A 17,215-nucleotide genomic window follows, 5' to 3' on the forward strand; every position below is an offset into this window, starting at 1 on the left:
AAATTGGAAGCAGCGAGTGTTGGCGCGCGAGGCCCGCGCGGCCAACGAATGAATGCGGCTATGGATATGCGCGCAACTACTTTTCCCTGGCGCCGAAGCTCTCCGCCAGGAATTCGACGATGGCCTGCACCCGCGCCGTGCGCCCCTTGCGGCTAGGCACCAGCAGCGTGACCGGCGCGCTGTCGAACTGCCAGTCGGCCAGCACGCGCACCAGCGTGCCGCGTGCCACGGCGTCGGCCGCGTCCCATTCGGAGCGCAGCACCAAGCCCATGCCCTGTTCGGCCCACTGGCGGGCCACGCCGCCGTCGTTGGTAACGTAGGCGGGCGAGATGCGCAGGGTCTGGGGTTTGGCCCTGGCGGCTGCGCGGCTGGCCGGGCGCACGTGCCATAGTGTTACGTCCTCATCGTTCTCGCGGATGCTGATGCAGCCGTGCGCCATCACGTCGCGTGGCACGCGGGGCACGCCGTGCAGGCGCAGGTATTCCGGGCTCGCGCACAGCCAGCGCTCGTTGGCGCTCAGCGTGCGCGCCACCCACGACGAGTCGCGCACCGTGCCGATATGGATCACTGCGTCGGCGTCGTGCCGGTCGGGCCATGGGGTTTCGCGCAGGTCGAGCTGCACGCTCAGGCCCGGGTGCAGCCGGGCGAAGCGCGCGAGCATGGGCGCTATGTACTGCCGGCCGTAGCCGAAGGGCGCGGCGATTCGCAGCGTGCCGGTGAGCCGCTGGTCGTCGCGCTGCATCGATTCGCGCAGCCCCTCGATCTGGCCGAGCAGCGTAGCCGCCTCGCGCGCAAAGCGTTCGCCCTCGGGCGTGAGGCTCAGCCGCCGCGCGGTGCGGGTGGCGAGCGACAGGCCCAGCGTGGCTTCGAGCTTGCGCAGCCGCATCGACAGCGCGGGCGGTGTGACGTCGAGCGCGCGCGCCGCGGCGCTCAGCGAAGGTTCGCGCAGCAGGGCGGCCGCAAGCTGCATGTCTTCGATCTGGATCATTAACTTGTGCTTAACGATTGATGACCGTGCATTGAAGCACAAGCATGGCCTTGAAACGTACAGTCGGTGCTCATGCAAGCTCAAAACGCCTATCCGCGCGCCGTACTTTTCGACCTGCTCACGGCACTGCTCGATTCCTGGACCGTCTGGAACACCGCCGCAGGTTCCGAAGAGAAAGGCCGCGCCTGGCGCGCCGAGTACCTGCGGCTCACTTACGGCTGCGGTGCCTACGTGCCCTACGAGCAGCTGGTGAAAGACGCTGCGCGCCACACAGGCATGGCCGACTCCGTGCCCGACGCACTGGAAGCCCAATGGGACACCCTGCCCGTGTGGGACGGCGCACGCGAGCTGTTGCTGGCGCTGAAGCCGCACTGCAAGCTTGCGGTGGTCACCAACTGCTCGAAGCGGCTCGGTCATCGCGCGGCGGCGCGGCTGGGCATCGACTGGGACGTGGTCGTCACTTCGGAGGAGGCCGGCTTCTACAAGCCCGATCCACGTCCGTATCGCTTGGCGCTCGACCGGCTGGGTGTGAAGGCTGAAGAAGTGGCTTTCGTTGCCGGTTCGGGCTACGACATGTTCGGCACATCGGCGGTCGGGCTGCGCACTTACTGGCATAACCGCGTCGGGCTGGCGCTGCCGCAGGGTGCCCCGACGCCCGAACTGCAAGCAGCAACACTGGCACCCGCGCTGCCCTGGCTGCAATCCTTCAGCAAATGACGAGCCCGCTCATGAACAACACCCTCGCCACCATCGACACGCCCGCCGCCCTCATCGAGCGCTCGCGCATGCAGCGCAACATCGCGCGCATGCAGCAGCGCATGAACGAACTCGGCGTGCGCTTTCGCCCGCACGTGAAGACCAGCAAGTGCATCGCCGTTGCCAAGGCACAGCGTGATGGGGGCGCGCAGGGCATCACCGTCTCCACGCTGAAGGAGGCCGAGCAGTTCTTTGCCGAGGGCTTCACCGACATCCTCTATGCCGTCGGCATGGCGCCGCACCGGCTGCAGCATGCGATGGATCTGCGCCGTAGAGGCTGCGCGCTGGGCATCCTCACGGATGGTGTCGAGTCGGCGCGCGCGATCGTGGAGTTCGGCCGCGCGAACGGCGAGGTGTTCGACGTGCTGATCGAGGTCGACACCGACGGCCATCGCTCCGGCATCCGGCCCGAAGAAGACGCGCTGCTCGAAGTGGCGCACGTGCTGCACGACGGCGGCATGCGCCTCGGCGGCGTGATGACGCATGCCGGCTCCAGCTACGAGCTCGATACGCCCGAAGCCCTGCGAGCCATGGCCGAACAGGAGCGCTCGGGCTGCGTGCGCGCTGCCCAGCGGCTGCGCGACGCGGGCCTGCCGTGCCCGGTGGTCAGCGTGGGCTCGACGCCTACGGCGCTGATGGCCGAGGCGCTCGAGGGCGTTACCGAGGTGCGGGCCGGCGTCTACGTGTTCTTCGACCTCGTGATGCGCAACATCGGCGTATGCACCGAGGACGACATCGCCCTGAGCGTGCTCACCACGGTGATCGGCCACCAGGCCGACAAGGGCTGGGCCATCGTCGACTCAGGCTGGATGGCGATGAGCCGCGACCGTGGCACGCAGAAGCAGAAGCGTGACTTCGGCTATGGGCAGGTCTGCTCCGTGGATGGGACCGTACTCGACGGCTATGTGCTCAGCGGTGCCAATCAGGAGCACGGCATCCTCTCGCGCGAAGGCGCGCCGGACACGGGCATTGCGGCGCGTTTTCCCATCGGGACGCGGCTGCGCATATTGCCGAACCACGCTTGTGCGACTGGCGCGCAGTTTCCGGAATATCAAGCGCTGTCTGAAGACGGCTCGCTGGAAACCTGGGGGCGGTTCCACGGCTGGTGAGTGCACAGCGTCGGCGCTTGAGCGAGAGCGGCCTCGTGTCGGTCAGCCAAGTCGAGCCGCCGCAGCAGGGTGCGCGTGGAGGGTTCCTGAATCTTGCCACCAGCCTTGTCGCCCCAGAGGAAGCCGACCGCGCTAGGATGTGGCCTCTCTTTTTTCAGGAGACAGCCCCATGACCCGAGTACTGGTGCGCAGCTTCAGCGTTTCGCTCGACGGCTTCGCCGCTGGCCCAGACCAGAGCCTGGAGCACCCGCTGGGCGTTCGTGGTCCTGAACTCATGGACTGGTTCTTTCCCACGCGCGTCTGGCAGCAGATGCACAAGACGGGCGAGGCCAACGGCGAGACCGGCATCGACAACGAGATCGCCGAACAAGGCTTCGCCGAAATAGGTGCCTGGATCCTCGGACGCAACATGTTCGGGCCGGTGCGCGGTCCCTGGCCGGACGAGAGCTGGAAAGGCTGGTGGGGCGATGAGCCCCCGTACCACGTGCCGGTCTTCGTGCTGACCCACCATGCCCGCGCGCCGCTGACGATGCAGGGTGGCACTACTTTCTACTTCGTCACCGGCGGCATCCGCGAAGCGCTGGCACAGGCACAGGTCGCCGCGGGTGCGCGCAACGTGCGCGTGGGCGGCGGCGTGGCCACCGTACGCGAATACTTGAAGGCCAGGCTGATCGACGAACTGCACCTGGCCGTGCGTCCGGTGCTGTTGGGCAAAGGCGAGGCGCTGTTCGCAGGCCTGGACCTGCCGGCGATGGGCTACAGCTGCGAACGACAGGTGGCAGGCGAGCGCGCCACGCATATGTTCCTGCGCCGCAGCGCGCCTTGACATGGGAAGAGTGGCTCAAATGTCGACGGGGTCCCGCCACGTCATCTCAGAACGACCGCTCCCCGATCACTCGTCGCACCGTCCGTAGCGCACTGCGCAGATCGTCCAGCCCGACCGACCCCAGTGCGAGGCGCAGCGCATGCGGCACGTGCTGTGACGTCGCGAAGGGCTCGGCAGTGGACACCGAGACGCTATCGCGCATCAGCGCCGCCGCAACCAAGTCGGCGCGGGTTTCGTCCGGTAGGCACAGCCAGACGAAGTACGACGAAGGGTGCCGCACGCACCGCAGTCCGGCAAGCTCCTCGCTGGCGATGGCTTGCCGCGCCGCGGCGTCCCGCCGTTTCTCCGCCTCGAGGCGATTGACCGTGCCGTCTTCCAGCCACGCGCAGGCGATGGCCGTGGTCACGCCCGGCGTGCACCAGGTCGTGGCCCGGATTGCGCGTTCGAGCTTGGGCACCAACACATCGGGCGCGGCGACGAAGCCCACGCGCAGCCCGGTCGCCACGCTCTTGGAAAGACCCGAGACATACACCGTCGTCTCCGGTGCCAGCGTTGCCAGCGGCGGCGGCGGGTCATCGGCCAGAAAGGCGTAGGCCGCGTCTTCGATGATGAGCAGGCCATGCCGTCTTGCGATGGCGGCCAGCCGGCGGCGCCGGCTTGCGCTCATCACCCAGCCCAGCGGGTTGTGCAGGGTCGGCATCGCGTAGATGGCCTTCACGCGGCGGCGCGCGCACAGGCGTTCCAGCGCGTCCAGGTCCGGCCCCTGTCCGGATGCCGGTATGGGCGCCAGTTCCAGCCGGTGTGCCTCGGCGAGCACCTTGAAGCCGGGGTAGGTGAGGGCGTCGACGGCGACCACGTCGCCCGGTTGCAGCAGCGCCATCACCGTTACTGCCAGCCCGTGCTGTGCGCCGTCGACGAGCAGCACGCTCGACGGCTCGGCCGCCAGTCCTCGCGACGCGAGATGCCGGGCGACGCAGGCGCGTTCATGCATTCGGCCGCCATGGGGTGCATAGCGCAGCATGGCGTCCAGTTCACCACCGGCGGCGAGCTGCCGTAGTGCGGCGCGCAGCAGCTCGGCCTGTCCGGGCAGCGATGGGTAGTTGAAGTTCAGGTCCACCAGGTCCGGTGCCATGGTCCGCTGATCGACGCCAACACCGCCGTGCATCGCCGCTTCGCGCACGAAGGTGCCGCGGCCGACCTCGCCGCTGACCAGCCCCATCGCCTCCAGCTCCGCATAGACGCGCGAAGCAGTAACCAGCGCCAGGCCGTGGCGCTCGGCCAGCCGCCGGTGCGTAGGCAGGCGGGTGCCCGGCTGCAGGCGTCCCGCGCGGATCTCGGCGGCGAGTTCATCGACCAGTTGCTTGTAGCGGGCTTCGGCCATCGTGCGATGTATGCATGACAATTTTTTGATTGTATTGATCGCCCGGCCTACGATGAGCGCATCTCAGCCCTCACGCACGAATCCTATGCACATCGCGATCCTCACCTTCGACGGCTTCAACGAACTGGACTCGCTCATCGCGCTGGGCGTGCTCAACCGTATCAAGAAGCCGGATTGGCGCGTGAGCCTGTGTTGTCCGACCCCTGAAGTCACGTCAATGAACGGCGTGACCGTACGTGCCCAGTCGTTGCTGGAGGATGCGCGCCTCGCGGATGCCGTCGTCGTCGGCAGCGGGGTGAAGACGCGGGAGGTCGTCGCCAGCCCCGAGCTGATGGGGCGCCTGGCGCTCGATCCGGCCCGCCAGTTGATCGCAGCGCAGTGCTCGGGCACTTTGATCCTGGCCAAGCTCGGCCTTGTGGGCGGCATACCGGCCTGCACTGACCTGACCACCAAGCCCTGGGTGCAGGAGGCCGGCGTGGAGGTCTTGAACCAGCCCTTTTATGCGCGTGGCAATGTCGCAACTGCGGGTGGTTGCTTTGCCGCGCCTTATTTGGCCGGCTGGATCATTGCCCGCACCGAAGGGCTGGAGGCTGCCGCCGCAGCGCTTCACTACGTCGCCCCGGTGGGCGAAAAGGAAGCCTACGTGGCCAACGCACTCGGAAACATCACGCCGTACCTGCCGCAATGACCTCTTGTGCGGGCTGAATCGACAGCTCAGCGCCTTATGGGCGCATGCAGCACCGCATTCGCCCCCGACCCGGCCGAAGCCTGCGTCGGCGATGCGTCGGCCAGTGTCCTGACCGGGCCGCAGCGCCCGTAGGTGTCGTCGAAGCGCACGATGTCGTCTTCGCCCAGGTATCCGCCGGTCTGCACCTCGATCACTTCGAGCACGGTCTTGCCCGGGTTCTCCAGCCGGTGGATGGCGCCCGAGGGCAGGTAGATCGATTCGTTCTCGCGCACCAGCGTGACTTCGCCGTTGCAGGTGGCGCGCGCCGTGCCCTTCACCACGATCCAGTGCTCGGCGCGGTGGTGGTGCATCTGCAGCGACAGTTTGCCGCCGGGCTTCACGGTCAGGCGCTTGACCTGGAAGCGCTCGCCCAGGTCGATGCTGTCGTACGCGCCCCAGGGCCGCACCACGCGGCGGTGCTCGGTGGCCTCGGCGCAGCCTTCCAGCGAGAGCTTGCGCACCACGTCGGCCACCTGCTCGGCGCAGCCAGCGCCGGCCACCAGCACGGCGTCGGGGGTGTCCACGATGATCAGGTTTTCGGTGCCCAGCGCCACCACCGGCCGGTGCGGCGCGTGGATGAAGGTGTTGCGCGAGTTCAGCGCGCTGGCCTTGCCGCTCAGCCGGTTGCCCGCGTCGTCCGCCGGGTGCAGGCTGGCAACCGCGTTCCAGCTGCCGACGTCGCTCCACAAGCCTTCGAACTTCACGACAGCGATGTCCTTGTGCTTTTCGAGCACGGCGTAGTCGATGCTGTCGGCCCGGCAATCCTCGAAGGCTGCGCGGTCCAGCCGCAGGAAGCTGCCGTCGGTTGCAACGGCGGCAGTGGCGCGCTCGCAGGCCAGCAGGATGTCGGGTGCATGCCCGCGCAGCGCTGCGATCAGCGTGCGCGCCTGCACGAGGAAGATGCCCGCGTTCCAGCTGTAGCCGCCATGCAGGATCAGCTGTTCAGCCACCGTTGCCGTAGGCTTTTCGACAAAGCGCACCACGGCCTGGCTGCGCCCATCGGCCGAGGGTTCGCCGGCTTCGATGTAGCCGTAGGCGGTGCTCGGAAAACTCGGCACCACGCCGAAGGTGACGATCTTGCCGGCCAATGCGGCCTGGACGCCGGTGCGCACGGTGCGGGCGAACAGCGCGGCGTCGGGAATGTGGTGGTCGGAGGGCGCGAACAGCAGCAGGTCGTCGGGCTCGGCCAGCAGCGCGGCCGAGGCCATGGCGGCAGCGGTGTTGCGCGCCACCGGCTCGAGGATCTGCAGGCCCGTGGCGTGCGCGTTTTCCACCGCTTCCTTCACCAGGAAGCGATGGTCTTCCGACGTGACGCAGGTGATGTCGGCATTCAGCACCGCCAGCCGTTCGAGCGTGAGGTGCAGCAGGCTCTTGCCGCCGACCAGCGGCGCGAACTGCTTGGGCAGCGCCTTGCGCGACAAAGGCCACAGCCGCGTGCCGCTGCCGCCGCACAGGACCACGGGATGGATGAGGGGGGTGTTCATGATCGTTTGCGTTGTGGTGGGGCGGGGGTTCAGATCAGGCCGGAGTACGCCGCATAGCTCACGGCCTGGGCACGCGAATGCACGTGCAATTTCTTGTAGATGTTCTTGATGTGGGCGTTGACGGTCTGCCCCGAGATGCCCAGCTTGACGCCGATCTCCTCGGTGACATGGCCGCGCGCCACGAAGCGCAGGATTTCGCACTCGCGCGCCGTCAGCGTCGCTTCGCGCGGGGGCGGCTCCACCGACGGCGGCGTGCGGCTGTCGGGCCGGTGGCTCAGCCGCGAGAGCAGCCGGCGCGCCAGCCGCGGCGTGATGGCCGCGCCGCCGTTGACCACCTGCAGCACGGCCTGCGCGAAGCTCTGGAGCCACGCGTCCTTCAGCAGGTAACCGGTGGCGCCCAGCTCGAAGGCATGCAGCACGTGCGACTCGTCCTCGAGCGCGGAGATCACGATGATTTCTCCCGTGCGATGTTGCTCGCGGGCTTCCTGGATCAGGTCGAAGCCGGTGCCGTCGCCAAGCCGCAGATCGACCATCAGCACGTCGAACTCGTGCGTGGCCAGCAGACGGCGGCCGTCGCGCAGGCTGCCTGCCTGGCCTTCGAGCTGGATGCGCAGGTCCGACAGCAGCTCCTGCGCTATCACCCGGCGCATGAATTCGTCGTCATCCACGAGCAGTACGCGCACCGGCGCATCTTCCTGCCCCGTCAGGAAGCCGGGCCACAGCGGCGCAACAGGCGGAACGATGCCCGGTGGAAACCCCGAGCGGCCATCGGCCTGCTCGCCAAGAAAGGGGGATGGGTTGTCAGACATGGGTGTGTCCCAGGTTGGAGTTGATGTGGGTGCTGGTGCCGTTGCTCTGAAAGCGCGGGAGGTCCGCGGTAAAGGCCGGCGCCGGATCGTCGAAGCCGTGCGGGTTCGTGGCCTGCCAGCGCCAGCTGTCCGCGCACATCTGGTCGAGGTCGCGGCGCGCGCGCCAGCCGAAGGCGAGGAAGGCGCTGCGCGCGTCGGCCCAGTAGGCAGGTGCGTCCCCGGGGCGGCGCGGCCCGATGCGCAGGGCGATGCGACGGCCGCTTGCGCGCTCGAAGGCCGACACAACCTCCAGCACCGAGGCGCCGCGGCCGGTACCGAGGTTGGTCATGAGAATGCCGCTGTGGCGTACTGCGTGGCGCAGCGCCGCCACATGGCCTTCGGCCACGTCCATCACGTGCACGTAGTCGCGCACGCCGGTGCCGTCGATCGTTTCGTAGTCGTCGCCGTGCACCACCAGGCATTCACGCTCGCCGGCCGCGACTTGCGAGATGTAGGGCATCAGGTTGTTGGGTGGGCCGTGCGGGCGCTCGCCGAGCAGGCCGCTTTCGTGCGCACCGACGGGGTTGAAGTAGCGCAGGCAGGCAATGCCCCAGCGTGCGTCGGCCTGCGCCAGGTCGGCCAGCACGGTCTCGACCATGGCCTTGGTGCGGCCGTAGGGGTTGACCGCGCCGTAAGGTGCGCTCTCCGCAATGGGCGAGGGCCGCGAGTCGCCGTACACAGTGGCCGATGAGGAGAACACCAGAGTGCGCACATCGGCTCGGCCCATGGCCTGCACCAGCGCCAGGGTTCCAGCCAGGTTGACGTCGTAGTAGCTCACCGGGTCGGCCACCGATTCGCCGACCGCCTTCAGTCCCGCGAGATGCACGACCGCCTCGATCCCGTGTGCCGCGAACACGCGGTCGAGCGCCGCCGCGTCGCGCACGTCGCCGCGCACGAGAACGGGTTCGACGCCCGTGATGCACGCCACCCGCTGCAGCGAACGCGCGTCGCTGTTGACGAGCGAGTCGAGCACCACCGGCAGGTAGCCCGCCGCGATCAGCGCCACGCAGGTGTGGCTGCCGATGAAGCCGGCGCCGCCGGTCACGAGGACCCTGGGTGCGGATGTGGACTTGGGCATGGTCGTGGTCCTCGTGTGGGGTGCCGCGTCAGCCGGCGATGCAGCGCTGCAGTTCCTCTTCGAGGCGCTGCAGGATTGCGTTGCGGTCAAGTTCGGCCTCGGCGAAGCGGCGGCCGGCCGAGCCCAGCAGCTCGCGCGTTTCGGGCGACATCGAGAGCTGTTCGATGGCATCGGCCAGCGCGGCCGCATCGCCCGGCTCGACCACCACGCCGCGGCCCCACACGGCCTCGCTGAGCGCGGTGCCGGCATGCGCGGTCACGATCACGGCACGGCCGCTTGCGAGCATGCCGCCCAGCTTCGACGGCATGACGAGGTCGGCGGCATCGGCGCGCTGTGGCAGTACGTGGATGTCGGCCATGCCCAGCAGCTCGTTGAGCCTTTCGGCAGGCTGCAGATCAAGAAAATGCGTGTTGCCCAGCCGGATGCAGGCGTCCATCAGCGAGGCCCGGCTCGGGCCGTTGCCGCAGAACACGAAGTGGATGTTGTGGGAGCACACCAGCAGTCGCGCCGCTTCGGCCAGCAGCTCGATGCCCTGCTTGCTGCCGAGGCTGCCCGCGTAGAGCACGACCACCGCGCCGGCGGGAATGTTCAGCTCGGCCCGGAAGCCCTGCGCCGGCACGCCTTCGGCCACCGGCGGTCGCGCAACGGGCTGGATGGCTTCCACGTCGACCCAGTTCGGAAACAGCACCAGCCGCGATTCGTCCACGCCTTTCTCCAGCGCCTTGGTGCACATCGTGGAAGAGATGGACGACACCCGGTCGAACTTGCGCATCAGCCAGCGCTCGGCGGCCAGGGCGAAGCGCCGCACGCGTTCGCCACGCAACCAGCCGAGGCCGAATGCAGCGTCCACTTCGTAGTCCTGCACGTGCAGCCAGGAGCGGATGCCGAGCAGCTTCGCGAAGCACAGCGCAGCCGGCGCGCAGGAGATGGGCGGCTCCACCACGAACACCACGTCAGGCTTCCAGCGCAATTGCGCCAGCAGCAGCGGAATGCTCGACAGCGTGAAAGACAGCAGGTGCCCGATGCGCCCCAGCGCACGAGGCTTCGAAGGCACCCAGGTGGGCGCGCGGCAGACCGTCACGCCGTTCCAGTCGGTCTTGCGGTAGGCCCATGCCGAGTAGCCCTCGAGCACCGACCACTGCGGAAAGAAGGGCGGCGACGCAATCACCCGCACCTCATGCCCGCGGGCGTGCAGCCACTCGGCCATCTCGCCCGAGTACTTGCCGATGCCGGCCAGCTCGGGAGCGAAGTTCATCGAGTAGACGAGGATCTTCACGATGCCTGCCTCCGCGTCAGCAGGCGCACGATCGGGAAGAAGCCGAATTGCAGGCGCATGCGTGTCTCGTACAGCACGAAGTCGGTCACGCAGGCAATGAAGAACACGTAGTGCGGCCTGTCCGGAAAGACCATCACCACCGCGCCGTATGACGCCAGCCGCAGCGCAACCTCCACCAGCGCCCAGGCACCGAGCGAGCCCATCGAGGTCTTCAGCGACAACACCATCTCGTGGTGGATCGTGTAGGTGCGCAGCAGGAAGTACGGCGCAATGCACATGAAGATGGTGCGCGCCTCGTTGCCCAGCTTGAGCAGCGGCGCGGCCACCGAGATGAGGGCAGCCAGCCCGACGAAGAGCCCGCAGCCCAGCAGGAAGGAATGCTTCGCCAGGCGCAGCTTGGCCGCAGTGAAATTGCCTGCGTCCGTTTCCAGCATCGCGGGCGTCTTCGTGACCAGGAAGGCCTGCACGAACTGCGACGGCGCCTCGGCCAGCAGGAACGCGAGCTTGAAGGCCCCCACGTAGCTCAGCGGCATGAAGTACGCCACGATGAGCAGGTCCGACTTGCGCAGCAGGAACATGAGCAGCGAATACACCGTCGCTCCGGCCTGCGATGCCAGCCCGAGCGCGGCCCGCCCGACCGGTGGCGCTGCGCCATTGCCCGGCAGGCCGACGGCCACGCACACCACCACGACGGCGAACAGGTTGATGAGCAGCAGGTGCGCCACGCCCAGGTCGAAGCGCACCGCCACGCACAGGCCTATGCCCACGACCAGGATGGTCGCGCGGATGCCGGCCTCCAGGTTGAGCAGCCCCGCGTGGCCGAGGCCGCGACTGAACGAGAGACGCAGGCTGTTGAACGAGAAGACCGCCAGCGTGGCCACCAGCAGCAGGAAGGGCGCGTCGCCCACGGGCATGTGCTGTACCGTGAGGATCACCGTCACCAGCACCGTGGCCAGCGGCAGGCCGATGGCCAGCGTGCGCACCACGTCGCCGCGCGTCACGCCCGGCGGCACGCTCGCCGCATTGCGCGAGAACAGCAGCGAGCTGCCCAGCGTGCCCATCACCAGCGCCACTTCCATGACCGACTGGTAGATGGAGTACTCGCCGAAGCGCGCCGGCGAAATGCTCGCCGCCATCAGGAAGATCGCCAGGAAGCCCGACAGGTACACATACAGCCGCGAAGCAAGCGCGCCCAGGCCCGACAGCCAGGCCATGCGCGCGCCGGGCGGAGCAAGTGACAGGCTGAAGTGCTTCATGGCGTCGGCTGGCTTCACGCTTACTTGCCGACCGGGGCGCGGGATACGCGGCCGGTGTCGAACAGCCGGCGCACGAATGCACCGGCCCGGAACGCGTTGTTCTTCGCGCGGCGGGCCATCTGCAGCGCGTAGGTCACGGCCGCCACGGTGTGCATGTGGCCGCGCAGCGCGAAGGGCATGGCCATCTTGGCGCTGCCCTGGAAGTGCAGTGCCACCACGCGCGTCAGTTCGCCGGCGGTGCTCGTCAGCCAGGCCTTGCCATCGCGGTATGCAATGCGCTTGGCGCCGCCGAGCACCTTGAACTCCCGCCGCACGAGGTTGTGCATGCCGTTGATGTTGTGGTCGATGACCGTGCCGTCGAGCACCCGGTTGATGGGGGCGTCGTTGCCCGTGGCGTGGGCCCAGAGATAGAGCAGGGTCATGTCGGACACGCCGCCGCGCACGCCTCGCGCGGCAAAACGTCCCGCGATGTCACGCAGCTTCCTGCGGCCCGAGGGGGTGGCGTAGCTGTCGAGCACGTAGGCCACGAAGCGGCGCAGGCCGTTCGCGGTCCAGTAGCTGACATGGGGCGAGATCTGGCAGGGGTTCCAGCCGTCCGCGGACTGCATGCAGGAGCCCGAGAAGTCGGACTTGCCCGCAAGCCGCGCGATATGCGGCGCCGCACCCTGAAAAAGCAGCACATCGCTGTCGATCAGCACGAATTCGCGCACTTCGGGGTGGGATTCCAGAAACTGCGCTAGGAGAAAGTAGCGCCGGAAGCAGATCTTCTCGAACTCCGGCGGGTTGCTCGACAGATGCACGTAGGACCGGCAGAAGCGTTCGTAGGCCGGGCCCGCGTCGGTGTCCGACAGCACGAAAAGCGGCTCGCCGGCCAGTGCCGCCGATTCGCGGCACAGCGCGAGGGTCTTGTTCTGGCGGTCTTCCACGACGATGAAGGGCAGGGTTGGGTTCATGGCGCTTGGTTGAGGGTTGACGGGATGTGACAGCGTTCGGTGTGCTCAGGGCTTGCGCGCGGTGACGCTCTTCATCAGCGCGACGTGCGCGGGAAGAAAGCGGCCGGCGGCGTCGATGGGCATGTCCAGCGTGAAGAGGCCGCGCACGGCGGCCGCTTCCGAAATCCAGCTGCGCAGCTGCGCAGCCGTGAAGCGCGCCGGCGCCTCGCGGCCCCACGAGGCGCTCAGCGGTGTCAGCACGTGCAGCGCCAGCTCCGATGGCGGGGCGGTGAGATGCGCTGGCGGCTGCATGTATTCGCCGGCCATCAGGTTCTGGCAGGGCGCCGACTTGGCGCTGAAGCGCTCAGCTCCTTCGCCCGCGTTGAAGGCCAGCCAGCGGTTGGCGGCGCCCGTGCGGGCCGCGCTGCACAGCATTTCCCAGCCGGCCGGCGTGATGCCCTTCGTGTTGTAGGTACCGTCGAACCACCAGCCGCTCACGAGCGAGCCGTAGCGTTCCGACCAGTCACGGATCACGCTCGACCATGCGGCGATGAAGCGCGCGGGCGGCGGCTCCTGCTCGGATACGTCGCCCAGGCAATCCATCAGCGCGGGGTCTGCCTGCGGCGCACGAAACGGCAGGTAGAGGATCAGCGAGATGCCGCGCTTGCGCAGCGCCTGGCCGATCTCCATCGGCAGGTCGCGCGGCGAGCGGTTCGCGGCGCTGCCCGGGCAGAGCACTTCGAGCGCGGCATTGGGCGCGATGTACTGGCCGTTGTTCTGGCCCAGCGTCAGGATCAAGTGCGAGGCGCGCATGTCCGCCAGCGTCGAGGCGAAGGCCTCGACGTCGAAGCGCTTGATCTCGTTGATCGATTGCTTGTCGGGCAGGTAATGCACCATCACGCCGAAGCCCGGCATCGGGGCGCCCGCCGATGTGACCGCGGGTTGTGCGCGGCCGGCCAGCGGCATCACTGCCAGCAACAGCAGCGCTGCAAGAAAACGCATCGCGGGGAACGGCCATTTCGTCATGGCATGGCCCGGGCGAGCGACAGCGCGCCGCGCTTGAGCATGAGATAGCGTCCCGCGACCGCCGCGGGCGCGCAGGCGGTGGCATGGGCCCACACCGGATGCGTGCGCTCGTGGCGCGCGAGGTGCTTGGCCAGCCGGTACGGGTCGCTGGCAGCGCTGCCCACGAAGAAGGCGTAGTCCGTGAACAGCTCGCGGTGCACCGGAATGTCCGACAGCAGCAGCGGCACGCCCAGCGTTGCCGCTTCGGCCGCCGAGAGGTTGAAGCCCTCGAAGGTAGACAGCGAGATGAACGCGGTGGCGCCCTGGTACAGCCGCAGCAGCTCGTCGCGCGACACCAGCCCCCGGTGCCGCACCGAGCCACGCACCTCGGGCGCCAGCGCGGCCACCATGCGCTCGACATCGGCGGCGCCGTTGCCGGTGATGTCGAGGTAGTCGACCAGGCCCGCGCGCTTCATGCGCTCGAAGAGGGCGAGGATGCCGCCGAAGTTCTTGTGCGGGTAGTAGTGGTAGGCCGCGATGAGGTAGCGCTCGCCCGGCGCCGCATTCGTTGCTGCACCCGGTGTAGTGGGGGCCGCCCCGACCCGGGGCGCGTCCACCGGGTTGAAGATCACGGCCGAATGCTCGCAGTGGCCGAAATGGCGCTCGAAGTCCAGCTGGCTGCTGCGGCTGATGAAGACCACATCCGCCGCGCTGTGCGCCGCGCGCCAGAGGCTCCAATCGAGGAAGAGCCGCTTGCTGCGCCTGAAGTACTGCGGGTAGGCCTTGTACTGCAGGTCGTGGACGATGACGATCGAATCGCGATGCCGCCCGAACAACGTCAGCGGCAGGAAGTAGTTGGGAAACACCGAGAACAGCTGCTCGCCCATGAGCAGCGCGCGCAGGTAGTGGAAGTTGTAGAGCAGCGTGTCGAGCACGAAGCGGCTGATCTTCAGGCGCTGCGCCAGCGCGTAGATGCGCGGATGCCGCTCGCTGACCGGCTCGACCCGGTCGTCCCGCGACATCCGCATGTGGCGCAGCAGCACCTCGGACACGTTGAGCACGCCGCCGGCCGCCTTGTTCAGGCGCACGGTGTCGTAGTAGAGGTAGGTGGCCATGTGCGACGTCCTCACGCACTCGGAAGGCCGTGACGCACCGCGCGCGGCAGCGGCCGGCGGGCACGGGAACTCAGGGCGCCGGCAATGACGGCGGCGATCAGGCCCGAGACCGCGAACGGTCCCCAGCCCAGGATCGGGCCGCGCATGAACGGCACGTAGGCGGCGAGCAGCACCAGCGCCGACAGGTAGGAGCCCGACAGCGGCCGGTTCGGATCGATGGCGCGGTCGACAACGCGAAAGCCCGCCGAGATCGCATAGCCGAACAGTGCCGGCCCTGCCAGTCCGAAGTCGAAATACGCCGTGGTGAAGGGCGGCAGCGACAGGTTGCTCTGCGAGAAGTTGCCGAGGATGGCCGACCAGCCGAGCGGGTCGAAGTCCGGGAACATCTTCAGGTCGCGCGGCAGGAAGAACGAGAACGCCGAGAGCAGGTAGCGACCCCAGCCGAGATCGGGAATGGGTGCGCGCTCCAGGATGCCCGCGACCACGAACATGGCGTCGAAGTCCTGGCTGAACGGAAAGGTCGTGAGCTCTTCGCCCCAGAAGCTGCCGCGCGAGATCAGGTTCAGCACCGGGCCCAGGCCCGCGATGGAGCCGAAGATCACGCTGCCGAGCAGCCAGCGCCGGCTGCGCCCCAGGGCGTGGATGAGCAGAGGCAGCAGCCCGATCAGCAAGACCTGCCGCGCCGTGTTCACCGGGTTGGCCGCAGCCAGCGCCAGGCCGAACGCCAGGCCCGCCGCGCACCAGGACCACAGCGTGCGACGGCGCACAGCGTGGATGGCCAGGGCCACGAAGCACATCAGCACCACCAGCTTGGGCAGCGTGGAATAGAAGATGAAGTCGATCGGCACGTTCTCTTCGCCGCCGCTGGTGCCAGTGAGGCCGCGCGCCACGAAGTTGAGCTCGGGCTTGATGAACAGCGTGGCGAAGGCCGCGAGCGAGCAGCTCAGCAGCAGAAGAAGAGGGTGGGCCACGCCGACCAGCCGCCGGTCGTGCCCCCCGGGCAGGTGCGCGGGTACGTCGGGCACGCCCAGCCGCGCGGCTTCCACGCCGGCCATGTACAGCAGCAGGAGCATCAGTGCCTGCGTGTGCGCCGCCGTGCTCATCACGCCTGCCTCCCAGAACTCCACGTCGTGCGAGATCTGCATCGCCGGCGCGATCGAGAAGTACGTGAGGATCGTCGCGTAGTGGATCAGCAGGAACACGCTGGAGCCCGAGGACCCCAGCAGCGAGAGCTGGATCAGCGACAGCGCGCACACCGCCGCATAGCCCCACACGGGGTCGACCAGGCCGCACAGCATGGCGCAGACGATGCCGGACCAGAAGGAGAGGATGCGCATGGTGGGCCTGCTGTGGTGTGGCTGCCGGGGTGGCTCAGGCGGCGACCTGCGCCGTCTGGATCGGGTCGATTTCCTCGACCGGGCGGATCGCCGTCTGGTAGTCGGCGTAGGTGCGGCGAAGGCCTTCGGCCAGCGACACCGTCGCGTGCCAGCCGAGGCTGCTGGCGCGCGACACGTCGAGCAGCTTTCTCGGTGCGCCGTCGGGCTGCGCGAGGTCGTAGCGGATGGCGCCTGTGTAGCCCACCACGTCGCGGATCAGCTCGGTGAGCTCGGCGATCGACACGTCTTCGCCGGTGCCGAGGTTGATGTGCCCGCGCATCGCGTCGGTCTGCCGGTCGTATTCGGCGCGCGACAGGTTCATCACCTCGATGCAGCCCTCGACCATGTCGTCGACGTACAGGAACTCGCGCCGCGCGCGGCCGCTGCCCCAGATCAGCACGCTGGGCGCATTGCTGATCTTTGCCAGGTGAAAGCGCTGGATCAGCGCCGGCACCACATGGCTGTTTTCAAGGTGGTAGTTGTCGCCGGGACCGTACAGGTTGGTCGGCATCACGCTGCGGTAGTCGATGCCGTGCGTGGCGCCGTACTGGCGGTTGTAGCTCTCGCACAGCTTGAGGCCTGCGATCTTGGCGATCGCATAGGGCTCGTTGGTGGGTTCGAGCTTGCCGCCCAGCAGGTACTCCTCGCGGATCGGCTGCTCTGCCATGCGCGGGTAGATGCAGCTGGAGCCGAGGAACAGCAGCCGCTTGACGCCCGAAACGAATGCCTGGTGCGTCACGTTGGTGGCGATCGCCAGGTTCTCGTAGATGAACTGCGCGGGGTAGGTCATGTTGGCGTGAATGCCGCCGACCTTCGCCGCCGCCAGGTAGACCTGGTCGATCTGCTCTGTCGCGAAGAAACGGGCCACGGCCGCCTGGTCGAGGAGGTCGAGTTCGCTGTGGGTTCGCGTCACCACGTCGTGGCCCAGTTCGCGCAGGCGCCTTGTCGTCGCCTGACCCACCATGCCGCGATGACCTGCAACAAAGATACGCATATGAGCTTTCGTGAAGAGGTTGATGAAGTTCGAGGGAGACGAAATCGAGAGAAATCGGGAGAAG

16 protein-coding genes are annotated in these 17,215 nt (G+C 68.0%); 4 read left to right on the forward strand and 12 right to left on the reverse strand.

Annotated elements, in window-relative coordinates; all coding sequences use genetic code 11:
• Nucleotides 1-76: 76 nt before the first annotated feature.
• A complete protein-coding gene (locus tag ACN9MV_RS15955; protein WP_093173737.1) occupies nt 77-988 on the reverse strand; it encodes a LysR family transcriptional regulator in 912 nt (303 codons plus the stop codon).
• A gap of 72 nt (nt 989-1,060) precedes the next feature.
• On the opposite strand from ACN9MV_RS15955, the gene ACN9MV_RS15960 reads away from it, so the two are divergent.
• The 3 genes from ACN9MV_RS15960 (at nt 1,061) to ACN9MV_RS15970 (ending at nt 3,679) form a co-directional block, all read left to right on the forward strand.
• On the forward strand, nt 1,061-1,705 hold the full coding sequence (locus ACN9MV_RS15960; protein ID WP_426393086.1) for an HAD family hydrolase: 645 nt from the start codon (nt 1,061-1,063) through the stop codon (nt 1,703-1,705).
• Between the two features lie 11 nt (nt 1,706-1,716).
• A complete protein-coding gene (locus ACN9MV_RS15965) occupies nt 1,717-2,853 on the forward strand; it encodes a DSD1 family PLP-dependent enzyme (protein WP_426393088.1) in 1,137 nt (378 codons plus the stop codon).
• Nucleotides 2,854-3,022: 169 nt separating this feature from the next.
• Nucleotides 3,023-3,679 carry a dihydrofolate reductase family protein gene (locus tag ACN9MV_RS15970; RefSeq protein WP_093058339.1) on the forward strand — a complete coding sequence of 219 codons (657 nt, stop codon included), beginning with the start codon at nt 3,023-3,025 and terminating at the stop codon, nt 3,677-3,679.
• A gap of 46 nt (nt 3,680-3,725) precedes the next feature.
• Here ACN9MV_RS15970 and ACN9MV_RS15975 read toward each other — a convergent pair whose 3' ends face one another.
• The gene (locus ACN9MV_RS15975) at nt 3,726-5,060 is read right to left on the reverse strand and encodes a PLP-dependent aminotransferase family protein (RefSeq protein ID WP_426393174.1); all 1,335 of its coding nucleotides are present in this window, start codon (nt 5,058-5,060) and stop codon (nt 3,726-3,728) included.
• Between the two features lie 85 nt (nt 5,061-5,145).
• Between ACN9MV_RS15975 and ACN9MV_RS15980 the strand changes: the two genes are divergently transcribed.
• A complete protein-coding gene (locus ACN9MV_RS15980) occupies nt 5,146-5,748 on the forward strand; it encodes a DJ-1/PfpI family protein (protein ID WP_093074436.1) in 603 nt (200 codons plus the stop codon).
• A 26-nt stretch (nt 5,749-5,774) separates the two neighbouring features.
• Here the strand turns inward: ACN9MV_RS15980 and ACN9MV_RS15985 are convergent, their stop codons facing one another.
• From ACN9MV_RS15985 to ACN9MV_RS16030, 10 genes are read right to left on the reverse strand one after another with little or no spacing between them, the layout of a single operon-like run.
• Nucleotides 5,775-7,271: a mannose-1-phosphate guanylyltransferase/mannose-6-phosphate isomerase gene (locus ACN9MV_RS15985; RefSeq protein ID WP_426393090.1), complete on the reverse strand. Its 1,497-nt coding sequence runs from the start codon at nt 7,269-7,271 to the stop codon at nt 5,775-5,777.
• 29 nt (nt 7,272-7,300) lie between these two features.
• Nucleotides 7,301-8,080, reverse strand: coding sequence for a LuxR C-terminal-related transcriptional regulator (locus ACN9MV_RS15990; protein ID WP_093058343.1), 780 nt, complete (start codon nt 8,078-8,080; stop codon nt 7,301-7,303).
• Nucleotides 8,073-9,197 carry a UDP-glucose 4-epimerase GalE gene (gene galE / locus ACN9MV_RS15995; protein WP_426393091.1) on the reverse strand — a complete coding sequence of 375 codons (1,125 nt, stop codon included), beginning with the start codon at nt 9,195-9,197 and terminating at the stop codon, nt 8,073-8,075. The genes ACN9MV_RS15990 and galE overlap by 8 nt, the downstream gene beginning before the upstream one ends.
• A 28-nt stretch (nt 9,198-9,225) precedes the next feature.
• Nucleotides 9,226-10,473: a glycosyltransferase WbuB gene (locus tag ACN9MV_RS16000; RefSeq protein WP_093173721.1), complete on the reverse strand. Its 1,248-nt coding sequence runs from the start codon at nt 10,471-10,473 to the stop codon at nt 9,226-9,228.
• On the reverse strand, nt 10,470-11,729 hold the full coding sequence (locus ACN9MV_RS16005) for a lipopolysaccharide biosynthesis protein (RefSeq protein WP_426393093.1): 1,260 nt from the start codon (nt 11,727-11,729) through the stop codon (nt 10,470-10,472). Before ACN9MV_RS16005 ends, ACN9MV_RS16000 begins: the two co-directional genes overlap by 4 nt.
• A gap of 20 nt (nt 11,730-11,749) precedes the next feature.
• The gene (locus ACN9MV_RS16010) at nt 11,750-12,682 is read right to left on the reverse strand and encodes a hypothetical protein (RefSeq protein WP_093074426.1); all 933 of its coding nucleotides are present in this window, start codon (nt 12,680-12,682) and stop codon (nt 11,750-11,752) included.
• A 45-nt stretch (nt 12,683-12,727) separates the two neighbouring features.
• On the reverse strand, nt 12,728-13,687 hold the full coding sequence (locus ACN9MV_RS16015) for a hypothetical protein (protein ID WP_093058347.1): 960 nt from the start codon (nt 13,685-13,687) through the stop codon (nt 12,728-12,730).
• Complete coding sequence (locus ACN9MV_RS16020) at nt 13,684-14,781, reverse strand: glycosyltransferase (protein WP_426393094.1); 1,098 nt, start codon at nt 14,779-14,781, stop codon at nt 13,684-13,686. Before ACN9MV_RS16020 ends, ACN9MV_RS16015 begins: the two co-directional genes overlap by 4 nt.
• An 11-nt stretch (nt 14,782-14,792) precedes the next feature.
• Nucleotides 14,793-16,118 carry a hypothetical protein gene (locus tag ACN9MV_RS16025; protein ID WP_093173713.1) on the reverse strand — a complete coding sequence of 442 codons (1,326 nt, stop codon included), beginning with the start codon at nt 16,116-16,118 and terminating at the stop codon, nt 14,793-14,795.
• Between the two features lie 34 nt (nt 16,119-16,152).
• A complete protein-coding gene (locus ACN9MV_RS16030; protein WP_093058350.1) occupies nt 16,153-17,151 on the reverse strand; it encodes a GDP-L-fucose synthase family protein in 999 nt (332 codons plus the stop codon).
• Nucleotides 17,152-17,215 lie beyond the last annotated feature (64 nt).

This window comes from Variovorax sp. R-27 (genome assembly GCF_049913215.1).
Classification (GTDB): Bacteria; Pseudomonadota; Gammaproteobacteria; order Burkholderiales; family Burkholderiaceae_C; genus Variovorax.